This window comes from Ectopseudomonas oleovorans, assembly GCF_003052605.1.
In the GTDB taxonomy this organism is placed as follows: Bacteria; Pseudomonadota; Gammaproteobacteria; order Pseudomonadales; family Pseudomonadaceae; genus Aquipseudomonas; species Aquipseudomonas oleovorans_A.
On the sequence record NZ_QASO01000115.1, the window covers coordinates 23,503 to 37,289 of the forward strand.

The window sequence follows — 13,787 nt, forward strand, 5'->3', positions numbered from 1 at the left end:
TGGCAGCACAGTTACCCATGGTTGAGTCAAATCACTGATCCGAAAGACTGGCCCGGCGAAAGGATATAGCTCACCGGACCGGCCATTCTTGGCGCTATTACTGCATCGGCTTGATCGACAGAAGCGTCGCCGTCATACCTTCGCTCTTGAACTCGAACATCACCTGTTGGCCGACCTGCACTTGAGCCAGTTGCTCGGGCGTCGCCTTGAAACCCATGGTCATCGCCGGCCACTTCACGGCAGGCACGGGGCCATGGGCGATGGTGACACTGCCTTTCTGACTGTCGATGGCCTTGACGGTGCCGGAAGCCTGGGCGGTTGCCATAGCCCCCGATTGCTCCATCTGCATTTCTTTCATGGGCATCTTGTCCATGGGCATGGCAGGCATTTCGGCGGCAAAGACCGGTTGGCCGAGGACCAGAGTCAGAGCACCTAGGAGGGTGTAGTTCTTCATGCGAGTTTTCCTTCTGCTTGGTTGGGGATGAATTCAGAGGTCTGGCGGCGACGCATCAGTCGATAGGCCGCCGGCAGGACGAACAACGACAACAGCGGCGCGGTGACCATGCCGCCGACCATGGGCGCGGCGATGCGGCTCATCACCTCGCTGCCGGTGCCGCTGTCCAGCAGGATCGGCAGCAGGCCGGCGATGATCACCGCCACGGTCATCGCCTTGGGCCGCACACGCTGCACGGCGCCTTCGCGGATCGCCTCGATAAGCGCACTTTCGTCGGTGCGGCCGGCGTCTTGCCGTTCGTTCCAGGCGTTCTTCAGGTACAGCAGCATGATCACGCCGAACTCGGCGGCGACCCCGGCCAGGGCGATAAAGCCCACCCCGGTGGCCACCGACTGGTTGTAGCCGAGCAGGTAGAGGAACCAGATGCCGCCGACCAGTGCGAAGGGAAGTGTGGCCATGATCAGCAGGGCTTCACTGAAGCGAGCGAACGTCAGGTAGAGCAAGACGAAAATGATCACCAGGGTCGCCGGCACCACCAGTTTGAGCCGGGCATTGGCGCGTTCGAGAAACTCGAACTGCCCGGAGTAGCTCAGGCTCATGCCCGGCTCTAGTTTGACCTGATCATCGATGGCCTGGCGCAGGTCACCCACCACTGAAGCCAGATCACGGCCACGCACGTCGATGTAGACCCAGCCAGACAGACGCGCATTCTCGCTTTTCAACATGGGTGGACCGTCAGTGATCCTGATCTGCGCCACAGTGCCAAGGGTGATCTGGCTGCCCTGGGGGGTATAAATCGGCAGCTCACGCAGCCCTGCCAGTGAATCGCGCCACTCGCGCGGATAGCGCAGGCTGATCGGGAAGCGCGCCAGGCCCTCGATGGTCTCGCCGATGTTCGCCCCGCCGATGGCGCCGGCGACGATCGCCTGCACATCGGCGATATTCAGGCCATAGCGCGCCGCCGCTTCGCGGTCGATATCCACATCGACGTAACGCCCGCCGGTCAGGCGCTCGGCCAGGGCGGAACTGACTCCGGGCACGAGTTTGGCGACCCGTTCGACCGCCTGGGTCATCTCGTCGATTTGCGCCAGGTTGCTGCCGGCGACCTTGACGCCGATCGGGCTCTTGATGCCGGTGGCGAGCATGTCGATGCGGTTACGGATCGGCGGAATCCATAGGTTGGCCAATCCTGGCACCTGTACGGTACGGTCCAGTTCCTCCACCAGCTTCTCCGGGGTCATCCCCGGTCGCCACTGCTCGCGCGGCTTGAACTGGATGGTGGTTTCGAACATCTCCAGCGGTGCGGGGTCGGTGGCGGTTTCGGCACGGCCGGCCTTGCCGAACACATGGGCGACTTCCGGCACCGTCTTGATCAGGCGGTCGGTCTGCTGCAGCAGTTGCGCCGCCTTCTGCGCGGACAGCCCCGGTAGCGCGGTGGGCATATAGAGCAGGTCGCCCTCGTCCAGCGGCGGGAGGAACTCGCCACCGAGACGGCTCATCGGCCAGAGCGCGCTGAGCAGAATCAGCACCGCAACCAGCAGGGTGATTTTCGGCCGCCGTAGTACCGCGTCCAAGGCCGGCTGGTAGATGCGAATCAGCCAGCGGTTCAGCGGGTTCTGTTCCTCGTTGGGAATCCGCCCGCGAATCCAATAGCCCATCAGCACCGGCACCAGGGTCACCGACAGGCCGGCGGCGGCCGCCATGGCGTAGGTCTTGGTGAAGGCCAGCGGACCGAACAGGCGGCCTTCCTGGGCCTCCAGGGTGAAAACCGGGATGAACGACAGGGTGATGATCAGCAGGCAGAAGAATAGTGCCGGGCCGACCTCCACCGCCGCCTCGGTGATCACGTGCCAGTGATGTTCGCCCTTGAGGTCCTCGCCCGGGTGTTCCTCGCGCCAGGCCTCGATCTTCTTGTGCGCGTTCTCGATCATCACCACCGCGGCGTCGACCATGGCGCCGATGGCGATGGCGATGCCGCCGAGGGACATGATGTTGGCGTTGATCCCCTGCTGCTGCATGACGATAAAGGCGATCAGCACCCCGACCGGCAGCGAGACGATAGCCACCAGGGATGAGCGCAGGTGCCAGAGAAACAGCGCACAAACCAGGGCGACTACGATGAACTCCTCGATCAGCTTGTGACTGAGGTTTTCTACGGCACGATCGATCAGCTTGCTGCGATCATAGGTGGTAACGATCTCCACCCCCGAGGGCAGGCTCTTGCCCAGTTCGTCAAGCTTGGTCTTGACCGCGGCGATGGCCTCGCGAGCATTCTTGCCGCTGCGCAGGATCACAACGCCGCCGACTACCTCGCCCTCGCCGTCGAGTTCGGCGATGCCGCGACGCATTTCCGGGCCGAGCTGGATATGCGCAACCTCGCCAAGCGTCACCGGCACGCCGCCACTGTCCAGGCGCAGGGGGATGGCGCGAAAGTCATTCAGCGTCTGCAGGTAACCCGAAGCGCGCACCATGAACTCGGTCTCGGCCAGTTCCAGCACCGCACCGCCGGTTTCCTGGTTGGCCCTGGAAATTGCCTCAGCGACCTGCTGCTGGGTGATGCCGCGGCTGGCCAGCTTGATCGGATCGAGCACCACCTGGTACTGCTTGACCATGCCACCGATGGTGGCCACCTCGGCGACATTGGCCAGGGTCTTCAGTTCGAACTTGAGGAACCAGTCCTGTAGCGCCCGCAACTGCGCCAGGTCATGCGTGCCGGTGCGGTCGACCAGGGCGTACTGATAGATCCAGCCCACCCCGGTGGCATCAGGGCCCAGGGCGGGCGCGGCGCCCGCAGGCAGACGGGCCTGCACCTGGCTGAGGTATTCCAGTACCCGCGAACGCGCCCAGTACAGGTCGGTGCCGTTCTCGAACAGCACGTAGACGAAGCTGTCGCCGAAGAAGGAATAACCGCGCACCGTTTTCGCGCCCGGCACCGAGAGCATGGTGGTGGCCAGTGGATAGGTCACCTGATTCTCGACGATCTGCGGCGCCTGCCCCGGGAAGGGCGTGCGGATGATCACCTGCACATCGGAGAGGTCCGGCAGCGCGTCGATGGCGGTGTTCTGCACCGACCAGACACCCCAGCCGACGGCGAACAGGGTGGCCAGCAGCACCAAGAAGCGGTTGGCCACCGACCAGCGGATCAGCTTGGCGATCATGGTTGCACCTCCAGCTTATCCAGCCGCTCGATCAACAGGCCGTCGTCCGTTTCGCGCACGCCAACGTGTACCGAGTCCCCTGCCTGTACGCCCTCCAGCAGAGTCGGATCTGCCAACGGAAAGGTCATGGTCATTCCAGGCATGCCGAGGGTCTTGAACGGACCATGGGCCAGGGTGACCGAGTCGTTGTCGATCTCGACCACCTTGCCTTCCGCCTCATGCAGGGCCTGCATCGGCTGAGCGTCGGGTGATGCGAGGTCCTGGGCGAGTACCCCGCGCAGGCTGGCCTCGGAATCGAGCAGGAACTGTCCGGAGGCGACTACCTGCTGACCTTCCTCCAGGCCCTCGACAATTTCCGCCTTGTCAGTCCTTTCCCGTCCAAGACGGACCTCAACCGGTCGATAACGACCCTCGCCTTCGACCAGCATCACCAGGGCACGCCGGCCGGTACGGATTACCGCTTCATTCGGCACGTACAATGCTCTCTGTTCGCTCGGGCGACTCAGCCGAACCTTGGCGGTCATGCCTGGCCGCAGACGGCCCGTCGGGTTATCCAGTTCGACCCGCACGCGCAGCGTGCGGCTATCCAGGTTGGCCTGCGGCAGGAAGGCGCTCACCGTGCCCGCCAGCACTTCACCGGGGAAGGCGGGCAGGTATGCCTCCACCGGCTGGCCGAGCTGTACGCCGCCGGCTTCGGCCTCAGGCACAGCCACGTCGAGCCAGACACTGCTCAGGCCGTTGACTGTGGCCAAGGGTTGGCCAGCGGCCAGGGTCATGCCTTCGCGGACATTGAGCTCCTGCAGCACGCCGGCAATCGGGCTAGTGACCGTCCAGAGGGCCTGGACCTTGCCACTACGCTCGACCCGCTCGATCAATGACTGCGGCATCCCAGCCAGGCGCAGGCGCTGCCGGGCTGCGTCCAACAATGCTCTTTCACCGACCTCGCGCAAGGCCAGGAACTCTTCTTGAACAGCCGCCCATTCGGGTACCAGTAGGTCGGCCAGCGGCGCCCCGGCGGCCAGCAGGTCCTCGGGCGCGCGCCGATACACGCGCTCGACGAAGCCCCCGCTGCGTGCCTGCACCACGGCGACATCGCGGTTATTGAAGGCTAGGTTGCCGACCACTTCCAACTCAGTGACCGAGTGTTCACGGGTGACAGTCGCTAGGCGCATGCCCAGGTTCTGGACGACGCTTGGGTCGATGCTGACCGCGGCACTGTCACTCGCCTCGCCGGCGTAGCGCGGCACCAATTCCATGTCCATGAAGGGAGACTTGCCGGGTTGGTCAAATTTCTGCTGCGGGTACATGGGGTCGTACCAATAGAGCACTTCGCGCTCGTCCGGTGCGGAGGACTCCTGGGCATTGGCCATGCTGGCCCCGGCCTCCACCAGGGGCTGAGCGAACCAGTAGCCGCCCGCTGCACCAATGGCGAGCGCCAAGCCCGTCAGCAACGCGCCTTTCCAGATTCGAGTCTTCATTGGCTACTTTCTCCATAGGCGAAATACAGGCGGGCACTGGTCTGTGCACGTTGCTGTTCAAGGTCGATGTGTTTCAGGCGGGCCTCGATGAGTTCGCGCCGCGCGGCCACTAGCGCCATTAACTCGCCACGGCCGGCGCGGTAGTCCGCCATGGCCAGGCGTACCTTCTCCTCGGCCAGCGGTACCAGGGTTTGTCGGCTGCGCTCCACGGCGCGCTCCAGGCGGCGGTGTTCGGCCAGATCGTCGGCCAGCGCTTGCGCGTGCTCCCGTGTCATGGCTTCGCGCTCGGCTTCCAGGCGCAGCACTTCGGCGCGCTTGGCGGCGATCTTCGGGTCCTGCCGGCTGGCGGTGAACAGGGGTAGGTCGAAGGTGAACTGCACGGAGACCATGTCGCCAAAGGCCTCGCCACGTTTTTGGTAGGCCAGCTCCCAGCTCCAGTCGGGTTTCTTGTCCGCTTCGGCTAGACGCACCTGGGCCTCTGCCTCCTGTGTCATCGGCGTGAAGGCCTGCAGCTCAGGGTGACGATCCAAACTGTGGCGGAAATGCAGGTCATCGACTCGCCAGCTCGGCCAAGAGCCGGACAGCGGCTCGACCGCCACCGGCCCGACCCAGCGGCGCAGGGCCGCGCGGGCCTGCGTGCGGTTGCGTTCTAGTTCATCTTCCTGCTCGGCGAGCAGTGCTGCTTCCTGCTTGGGCGCCAAACTGTCAGCCGCCTGGCCACGGCCGCCGGCCAAGCTGGCCTGTACGGCCTTGGCCAGCAGGCGATTCTCGTCGTACAGAGTCTGGAACAGTTGCAGTTTCTGCTCGACCGCGAAGCCGCCGATCCAGGCAAGCGCAGTTTCACGGCGCACCTTGAGGCGTTCGACCCGCTCCAGTGCATCGGCGCTGTCGATGCCCGCCTGGGCAGCCTCGACACGGGCACGGCGCTTGGCTCGGTTGGGAACTTCTTGCATGACCCCGACCATCTGCATGGTCATGAAGTCGCGCGTGAGGCTGCCACGGGCATCGCCCTCGATGGGAAAGTTCTGGATACCTAGGGCAAGCTTGGGGTCCGGTAATTCACCGGCGGGAATGGCGGCCTGCATGGCGGCATCTTGGTTGGCAGCCTGGGCAGCCAGTGACGGTGCCTCGCGCTCCGCCAGGCGCAGGGCTTCGTCCAGGGTAAGGGCGGCGGCCAGGCCGGGCACGGCCAGGGCGCACAGCGTGAGGGCGGCCAGCGAAAGGCGTCCTCCGCAGTAGCGTCGGAGATTCATATTCACGATTCCTGTGGATGATCCGGCGCGTACCCACACGGGCACACGCACACCGTCTCGCCGCCTAAGAGGGGGAAACGGGACTCAAGTCGGCACGGGAATCAGGCGCGGGGGGGACGCCACACCCCAGAGGGGGACGCGGTTGGAAGGAAATCGTGGGTAGGAGTGATTACTACGGAGCGAGAAAACAGAAGAGGCGTCTTGATGACCGAAACCTGCAGCATGCTGCTGCTCTTGCACTCTTGTCCGGTCTTGCAGACTTTGCCGCTGGACATTTGCTGCTGATGGTCTTCGCAGCAAGAAGCCTGCATATCCTCCATCGAGATGCCGTGCTGTTCCATGGGGCAAGGTTCGGAAAACGCGAGCACACCTGCGACCCCATTCAGGGGAAGGGTCAGGCTGAGCAGCAGGAGCAACAGCAGGTGCAGGCGTCGTTTCATGCGGCGGAGTCTAGCCCAGGTCGATAGGGGGAGCAATTCGTCAGTGTTCCGTTTTGCGGAAAGATCACGGCGCGTCAGTCGGATCACGCTCGATCGGCTTTACCTTCTGCGTGTCATCGCTAGCGGGTGGTCCTTTGTGCATGCCGCGCATGCAGAACAGCATTGACAGCGGACAGAGCAGTAGCAGGAAGATCAGCGCGTTCGCCGCAATCCAGGTTTGAAAAGCCGGGAACAGGACATAGGCAGCCAGCAGAAAGATGCCGGCTCCTATGCCAACCCGAATCATGGTGGATTTATCGCAGGTCATGATGTTCTCCTTTCATTCAGCTAGTGGGGGGGGCAGATCATCCAGAATCGGCCCCGGTGGTTGCTCAAGGTCGTCGCAATGCTCGGCCAGGTAGCTCAGACTGTCGCGCAGTGCCTGGAGCAAGACAATGCGTGCGTTCAGCGCGTCGATGTAGTGGTGGGCTATGACTTGAACTTCGCTGCTAGGGCGTTGGCGATCCCGCCATAACGCCAGCAAGGCGCGCACCTGCGTCAATGAGAAGCCCAGTTCTCGGGCGTGGTGGATAAAGCGCAAAACCTGTACATCCCTTTCCAGGTAGTCGCGATAGCCAGACCGGGTGCGCCGAGAAGCTGGGACCAGCTCGATGCGTTCGTAATAGCGGATCATTTTGGCGGTCAAGCCGCTGACGTTCGCCGCTGCGCCAATGTTCATGGATGCCTCCTTCTTGCTGAGCCAGCGCCTCCGTCCAGCTCTACCGGTGCCGGCCGCCATCGCTTGAGCAGCAGCGCGTAAGTGACCACCGAGACGCTGGACAATGCCATCGCCGCACCGGCCACCACCGGGCTCAACAGGCCGAAGGCGGCCAGTGGAATGCCGACCAGGTTGTAGACGAAGGCCCAAAACAGGCTCTTCAGAATCCGTCCGTAGGTATGGCGGGAGAGAGCCAAGGCATCCGCCACCAGCGCCGGATCACCGCGCATCAGGGTGATGCCGGCGGTGTGCATGGCTACATCGGTACCGGTCGACATGGCAATGCCAACATCCGCCGCCGCCAGCGCCGGAGCGTCGTTGATGCCGTCGCCGACCATGGCTACCACTGCGCCACCGGTCTTCAGCGCCTGCACCTCCGCGGCCTTGTCGCCGGGCAACACCTCGGCGCGCACCTCGTCGAGGCCGAGCATAGCCGCCACGCTCTCAGCCGCACCGCGGTTGTCGCCGCTGATCATCACGGTCCGTATGCCCAGTCCGCGCAGCCGCGCCACGGCCTGGCGGGCACTCGGCTTCAGCACATCACCGAAGGCGATCAGGCCCAACAGCAGTGGCTGTCCAGTCACGTCGGCGAGCCAGGACACGCTGTTGCCGGCCCGGGCCAGCGTTGCTGCGGACGCCGCCAGCGGTGACAGGTCAACGCCGAGCTCCTGCATCAGTCGTGTGCTGCCCAGGCGCAGCTCTCGCCCTGCGACCAAGGCCGCCAGACCGCGCCCCGGCAACGCCGTGACCTTGGATGCGGGCAATAAATCCGTGCCGTCCTGCTTGGCCTTGTCCAGCAGCGCCTGCGCCAGCGGGTGTTCGCTGCCGGCCTGCGCCGAGGCGGCCTGCAGCAGCAGGCGCGCGCTATCGCCATTCGCCACTTCCAGCGCGGTCACCCTTGGCTTGCCCTGGGTCAGCGTGCCGGTCTTGTCGAAAGCCACCACGCTGACCCGGTGGGCGATCTCCAAGGCTTCCGCGTCCTTGATTAGGATGCCGTGGCGCGCACCGACGCCGGTGCCGACCATGATCACCGTCGGCGTGGCCAGGCCCAGCGCGCAAGGGCAAGCGATGACCAGCACCGCCACCGCGTTGATCAGTGGGCCGGCCACCTCGCCGGTGAGCCACCAGCCGATCAGCAGGGTCATGGCAGCGATCACCAACACCACGGGGACGAAGACGGCGCTAATCCGATCCACCAGGCGCTGGATCGGCGCCTTGGCCGCTTGAGCGTTTTCGACCATGCGGATGATTCGGGCCAGCGTACTTTCCGCGCCGACCGCTGTGGTCTCGACCAGCAACAGTCCTTCGCCGTTGATTGCGCCGCCGGTCACCACATCGCCTTCAGTTTTCGCCACCGGCAGGCTCTCACCGGTCAGCAGCGACTCGTCGAGATGGCTGCGCCCGTCGCGTACCAGACCATCGGCGGGAACTCGCTCGCCCGGCCGTACCACCAGCAAATCACCGACGGCCAAGGTACTCACCGATACCTGATAGTCCACACCCTCACGGCGCACCCGGGCGGTGTCCGGCCGTAGTGCCTGCAGTGCTCGAATGGCGTCTCCAGTGTGGCGCTTGGCACGCGCTTCCAGCCACTTGCCGAGCAGGACCAGGGTGATCACCACCGCGGAAGCCTCGAAATAGAGGTGCGGGACGCCGGGGCCGGCATGCGTCGCCATCAGATAGACCGACAGCCCGTAGCCGGCACTGGTACCGAGCGCCACCAGCAGGTCCATATTGCCGCTGCCGGCGCGCAATGCTCGCCAACCGGCCCGATAGAAACGTGCCCCCAGCCAGAACTGCACCGGCGTGGCCAACAGCAGTTGTATCCAGCCCGGCAGGCTCCAGCGCGCGCCCAGCAACACGGCGATCATCTGCACCACCAGCGGCAGGGACAGCACGGCGGCCAGTGCCACCGGCCACCAGTCGCGAGACGGCGGCGCGGCGGCGGCCTCTTTGGCTGCCGGCACACCGGCCTCGTACCCGGCGGCCGCAACCGCCTGGATCAGCGCCGCCGGCGCTACCGCACCGGACACCACCCGGACCCGGGCCGCCTCGCTGGCCAGATTCACCGTGGCCGCCAGCACGCCCGGCACCTTCAGCAGGGCCTTCTCGACCCGGCCGACGCAGGAAGCGCAGGTCATACCGCCGATGACCAGGTCCAGTTGCTCTTCCTTCACGCGGTAACCCGCGCCTTCGACCGCCTCTAGCAGGGGAGCCAAATCGGCATCGGCTTCTACCATAACCGCTTCGCTGGCCAGATTGACCCTGGCGGCGGAAACCCTGGGTACTTGAGTCAATGCCTTCTCGATCCGTGCCACGCAGGAGGCACAGGTCATGCCTTCTACGCCAAACGTCCATTGCCGAACAAGGCCGGCGTGCGCAGCAGCAGTGGTTTCGGGGAATGCGCGGGTCATTGCCAACCTCCACGATTATCTCGTTATTGAGAGGTTGGACCTTACCGTTGGGGCAAGGTCAAGCAGTAAGGTGGCGACCATCCGAGAGTTTGGGATGATCACAAATCTGGGAGCACTACGCGGAGCTCCACGAGCAGAAGCGCTAATTCTGTGAGATCAGCTGCGCTCAAGAAGGCAAAGGCCATTGAATAACGGAGGCTGTGATGGAATGAATACCCAACTAAGCCCTTAATCTATCGTGAGGGGCGTTCCGACCGACTGACCTTCAGCTTACGGGGGCCGTAGAGCTAAGGTGGATCGGCGGTCTACCGGGGCTGCCAGGCCACCTACAATACATGATCAGGTGCAAGACCGAGCAAGGGGACGATCCCTGCTTGGGCTGATTGCACCCACTCAGAGAGGGCCTCAAGATCCTGTTGTAGCGACTCGGCTTCCGACCAGATGCAGGCATTCTCAGTCGGCACTGTCAGTGCCGAGCCCTCTACGAGAGTAAGAGCCATTGCGTGAAGCTTCAGCAACTCATCACGGACGGCCACAATTTCACCCAGATTGGCCAGACAGGCATCCAGTCGGTCAACCAATCGCAGAAGTTGGGAGGTGTCGAAGTCCTCTCGCAGCTTTTCCAGGGCCACAGCATCCACTTCGCCGTAGGGGGTAATGTGAAAAGACGCCGGTGGAATCTCGATCATGTTGCCTCCTCGGCATCGGCCCTGCTGGCCGTGTTGACTCGCAGCGAGCCGGCGGCTTGTTGAAACACCGAATCCTTGATCCAGGGTTCTGGTGGCCGGTTGAGCTTGAGGTTGAATTCGCCGAAGCGTTTGACGTTGCTGGTCAGGTAGGGACTGAGGAAAGACACGTCTTCATCGGTGAACTGCCAGCCCTCGCGGGCCAGCTTCTGCAGGATGCGCATCATATCCACAGTGTTCTGCAAGATCACCGACGAGGCCACCATGTCGTTGTAGCGCAGCCGCTTCTGCTGCTCGTCCGGATCGTTCTCAGCAATCACATCGCCGCCGAAGGACAACCACTTGGAGAATCCGTTGTAAGACTCGATCTTGTTGGTGTTCGCGGTGACCTCCTGGCGCAACTCGCGACTGCCGATCCAGTTGAGCAGGAAGATTGTACGGATCACGCTGCCCAGTGCCTGTGCCGCATGGTAGAGCTTGTTGCGCCGGCTGTAGGAGCCGAGTTTGCGCAGCAGCATAGGTGAGGATATTTTGCCGGCCTGGATCGATAGCGCGACCTGCATCAGATCCTGCCAATGGGTTTCGATCAGGTTCCAGTCGGCAGTGTCAGTGAACAGGCGGTTGATATGCTTGTACGAAGCACCGCGATCCGGCCGGCACATCACTAGGTCGCGCCAGTTGCGAATACGTGGCATCAGGTTGATGCCCAACAGATGGGTGAAGGCAAACACCGTGGCCGACTGCCCTTGGGTATCGGAGTACACCGTGTCAGCCTCGACGCTAAGATCAGCCTTGAGCAGCCCCTCAATCACGTAGATCGCCTCCCAGATGCCCGGCGGGATGAAGTGCTGGAACACTGCGATGTAGTTGTTGGCCACGTGCCGATAGGCCACGGCTCCCATCTTGCGGTAGCGGAAGTGATAGCCGGCCAGCAGGTTGTCGTCATAGAAGTCAAACTGCGTACCGTCCGCGGCCACCGCTTTGCCGTCGCCCCAGAGCTTGGGCAGGTCGAGCTGCAGGTAGAGTTCCACCAGCTCGCGGTTAGCTTTGTCCAACTTCTCCAGCGAGAGGTGACGGCGATTGGTATAGGAGAGCATGTGCGGCGTGACATTACCGGCCAGATGCCGCGCGGCCTGGTTAGGGCCTAGGTTGCAGCCCATGGCGAAGATCGTCATCAGGTAGCGCTCGGCAGGCTCTTTGAGCTTCGGCTCGTTACCGGACATCGGCCCGAAATGCCGTGTGAACTGAATCCAATGCTCGATGTTAGCCATGATGTCGAGCACATGCCTGGCCGGCATGCGCTGCATGAGCGCTGTCTGCAGCGAGATAGCCGAAGGCGGGATGTCCCGCGCGATTACTCGGCGCAGCACCGGCTCGCCGGCTTCATTGATCGATACGTCACCTCGGCAGGAGGGGAATTTTTCATCCAGCTGCTGCGCGGTTTCCTCCAACTGGGTTTTGAGGGAGGCAACAAACTCCTTCGCCGTACCAGGAAGCCCCACCTTTTCGCAGTAAGCTGGTAGTTGCTGGAGACATTCTTCCCAGGGCAGCAACTGTTTGCGGTAGTCAGCGAAAGATTCCGACCCCAGCACGCACATGTCGCCGGAGCGCAGCTCGCTGGCCAGGTAGGAGAATACGCAGACTTCCAGATAGCGCCGGTTGGTCGGTGGTCCCTCACTGGTAGGACGACGAACGACCTTGATCCAGCGCTCCGAGGCAAACGACAAGTCGACGTGCTCGCCGATCCATTCGCGGTGTAGATTTTCGCAGTCCTGGATGAGCAGAAGCGCCTGGATCAGTGATCGATCCTGAGTCGTGGGTTCCAGTTGGAGAAGGTGGCTGAGACGGAACAGCAGCGAACGATGGGACTTGAAGTGCTTCCAGATCAGCGGCAGGTAGTTATTGCCGCCGGTAGCTTGGACTTCGGCGCAAGTCTCACGCAACCGATCCAGATTGCCATCGGGGGAGAGGTATTCCCGAATCAGGCTGCCAGCTTCCTGGTCATCCGGTTCTTGAACCAGAATCTGCACCACGCCGTCCAGGGTAGCCGCCAGTTGCTCCAGCTTCTGGCGTTGCCGCGCATGGATTTGCTCCAACTCTTCCTTGGCGCGTTTGTGGATCGTCGATATTCGTCGGATGAACATCTCGGCCAGGTGATCCCGAGTTCGCACTCGCATTCGATAGATCAGGGCCAGCATCAGTGTGTAGCGTTTCGGCAGCGAACAGTCCTTCAGCTCGGAGACGTCCGACGCAGCAGCTTGGGCAGCAAAGTGGCGGATCTTGGCATCGACGATCCCGTCAAAAATGGCTTCCAGGTCCCCAAAGCTCTCTAGCCAGGCCAAGTGATCGATCAGCACTTCCAGGTGCTTGCGAGATGGCTTCTTGGGCGCCTGTTTCAGTGCATTGAAGTCGCTTTGGCGTCGACCGAAGTCAGTGTCGAGCAGCTCCTTTAGCTTATGGATCACCTCGATTGGCGTTCTGGTTACCACAAGGTTGAATATTGCCTCTTGGGATTCGGTATGAATCCGCTCAGCGAGATCATTCAGGGTCGAATACGCAGGTAGCTCATAATCCTGGCGGATCAGTTCTTCAATCACCGAGTTAATGATGTCGGCACGCTGATCAAGCACGAACGACATTTCTTTGGCGTGGCGCTCAGCAACCTCGATAGCATCTGAGCCATAAAATGCAGTCACGCCGAGACGAGCTCGGATGGCGTTCATATGGCGATATTGCTGAAACCACTTGTACTCAGCGAATTTCACCTTGCTACGCTGGCCCAACTCTCCACGAATGAACGCCACCAGTTGATCAGGCACGTCGGTGATATCAGGGAAATATCGAAGTACCTGAAAGGTCTTGAGGAGAACGGCGAGATTGAGGTGAAAGGGGGCCTTGGACTTGCTTCGTACCCACTTAATCTCATCATCGGAAAAGGAGAAATCACGCTGCAGCTCAGCTTTTGAATACGTCTTTGACAGAGTGGGGTACGCCGTGCGCTCTAATGAAGCCATAGAACCTCCTTTTCTGAGGAGTCAGAAAAGATAGTCCACGATCAGAGACTGTGCGCGCGATTTGAAAAACCATTCAGGATCAACCGCTTAAAAGCGAAGTGAGTGAATTTTCCCTTTATCTCGGCATGACCCG

At 62.3% G+C, this 13,787-nt stretch carries 10 protein-coding genes; all 10 read right to left on the reverse strand.

What is annotated here, in order from left to right; genetic code table 11:
* Nucleotides 1-97: 97 nt before the first annotated feature.
* Nucleotides 98-454 (reverse strand): copper-binding protein, encoded by a 357-nt coding sequence (locus tag DBO86_RS19500; RefSeq protein WP_003131925.1) that lies wholly within the window; start codon nt 452-454, stop codon nt 98-100.
* A complete protein-coding gene (locus tag DBO86_RS19505; protein ID WP_108232899.1) occupies nt 451-3,612 on the reverse strand; it encodes an efflux RND transporter permease subunit in 3,162 nt (1,053 codons plus the stop codon). The genes DBO86_RS19500 and DBO86_RS19505 overlap by 4 nt, the downstream gene beginning before the upstream one ends.
* Complete coding sequence (locus DBO86_RS19510; RefSeq protein ID WP_058198919.1) at nt 3,609-5,090, reverse strand: efflux RND transporter periplasmic adaptor subunit; 1,482 nt, start codon at nt 5,088-5,090, stop codon at nt 3,609-3,611. The genes DBO86_RS19505 and DBO86_RS19510 overlap by 4 nt, the downstream gene beginning before the upstream one ends.
* Complete coding sequence (locus DBO86_RS19515; protein WP_023911051.1) at nt 5,087-6,343, reverse strand: TolC family protein; 1,257 nt, start codon at nt 6,341-6,343, stop codon at nt 5,087-5,089. The genes DBO86_RS19510 and DBO86_RS19515 overlap by 4 nt, the downstream gene beginning before the upstream one ends.
* Nucleotides 6,344-6,444: 101 nt before the next feature.
* Nucleotides 6,445-6,783, reverse strand: coding sequence for a hypothetical protein (locus DBO86_RS19520; RefSeq protein WP_033869463.1), 339 nt, complete (start codon nt 6,781-6,783; stop codon nt 6,445-6,447).
* Nucleotides 6,784-6,847: 64 nt separating this feature from the next.
* Nucleotides 6,848-7,090 carry a DUF2933 domain-containing protein gene (locus tag DBO86_RS19525; RefSeq protein WP_003131921.1) on the reverse strand — a complete coding sequence of 81 codons (243 nt, stop codon included), beginning with the start codon at nt 7,088-7,090 and terminating at the stop codon, nt 6,848-6,850.
* Between the two features lie 12 nt (nt 7,091-7,102).
* The gene (locus DBO86_RS19530; RefSeq protein ID WP_003131920.1) at nt 7,103-7,501 is read right to left on the reverse strand and encodes a MerR family DNA-binding protein; all 399 of its coding nucleotides are present in this window, start codon (nt 7,499-7,501) and stop codon (nt 7,103-7,105) included.
* Entirely contained in the window at nt 7,498-9,954 is a 2,457-nt protein-coding gene (locus DBO86_RS19535) for a heavy metal translocating P-type ATPase (RefSeq protein WP_095462805.1), read from the reverse strand. Before DBO86_RS19535 ends, DBO86_RS19530 begins: the two co-directional genes overlap by 4 nt.
* Nucleotides 9,955-10,280: 326 nt before the next feature.
* The gene (tnpC, locus tag DBO86_RS19540) at nt 10,281-10,643 is read right to left on the reverse strand and encodes a Tn3 family transposase post-transcriptional regulator TnpC (RefSeq protein WP_023911045.1); all 363 of its coding nucleotides are present in this window, start codon (nt 10,641-10,643) and stop codon (nt 10,281-10,283) included.
* Complete coding sequence (locus tag DBO86_RS19545; protein ID WP_042933573.1) at nt 10,640-13,654, reverse strand: Tn3 family transposase; 3,015 nt, start codon at nt 13,652-13,654, stop codon at nt 10,640-10,642. Before DBO86_RS19545 ends, tnpC begins: the two co-directional genes overlap by 4 nt.
* Nucleotides 13,655-13,787 lie beyond the last annotated feature (133 nt).

Excerpts from the sequence above, each read along its gene's own strand:
- DBO86_RS19500 (WP_003131925.1), bottom strand. The coding sequence starts at position 454 with ATGAAGAACTACACCCTCCTAGGTGCTCTGACTCTGGTCCTCGGCCAA.
- DBO86_RS19505 (WP_108232899.1), bottom strand. The coding sequence starts at position 3,612 with ATGATCGCCAAGCTGATCCGCTGGTCGGTGGCCAACCGCTTCTTGGTG.
- DBO86_RS19510 (WP_058198919.1), bottom strand. The coding sequence starts at position 5,090 with ATGAAGACTCGAATCTGGAAAGGCGCGTTGCTGACGGGCTTGGCGCTC.
- DBO86_RS19515 (WP_023911051.1), bottom strand. The coding sequence starts at position 6,343 with ATGAATCTCCGACGCTACTGCGGAGGACGCCTTTCGCTGGCCGCCCTC.
- DBO86_RS19520 (WP_033869463.1), bottom strand. The coding sequence starts at position 6,783 with ATGAAACGACGCCTGCACCTGCTGTTGCTCCTGCTGCTCAGCCTGACC.
- DBO86_RS19525 (WP_003131921.1), bottom strand. The coding sequence starts at position 7,090 with ATGACCTGCGATAAATCCACCATGATTCGGGTTGGCATAGGAGCCGGC.
- DBO86_RS19530 (WP_003131920.1), bottom strand. The coding sequence starts at position 7,501 with ATGAACATTGGCGCAGCGGCGAACGTCAGCGGCTTGACCGCCAAAATG.
- DBO86_RS19535 (WP_095462805.1), bottom strand. The coding sequence starts at position 9,954 with ATGACCCGCGCATTCCCCGAAACCACTGCTGCTGCGCACGCCGGCCTT.
- tnpC (WP_023911045.1), bottom strand. The coding sequence starts at position 10,643 with ATGATCGAGATTCCACCGGCGTCTTTTCACATTACCCCCTACGGCGAA.
- DBO86_RS19545 (WP_042933573.1), bottom strand. The coding sequence starts at position 13,654 with ATGGCTTCATTAGAGCGCACGGCGTACCCCACTCTGTCAAAGACGTAT.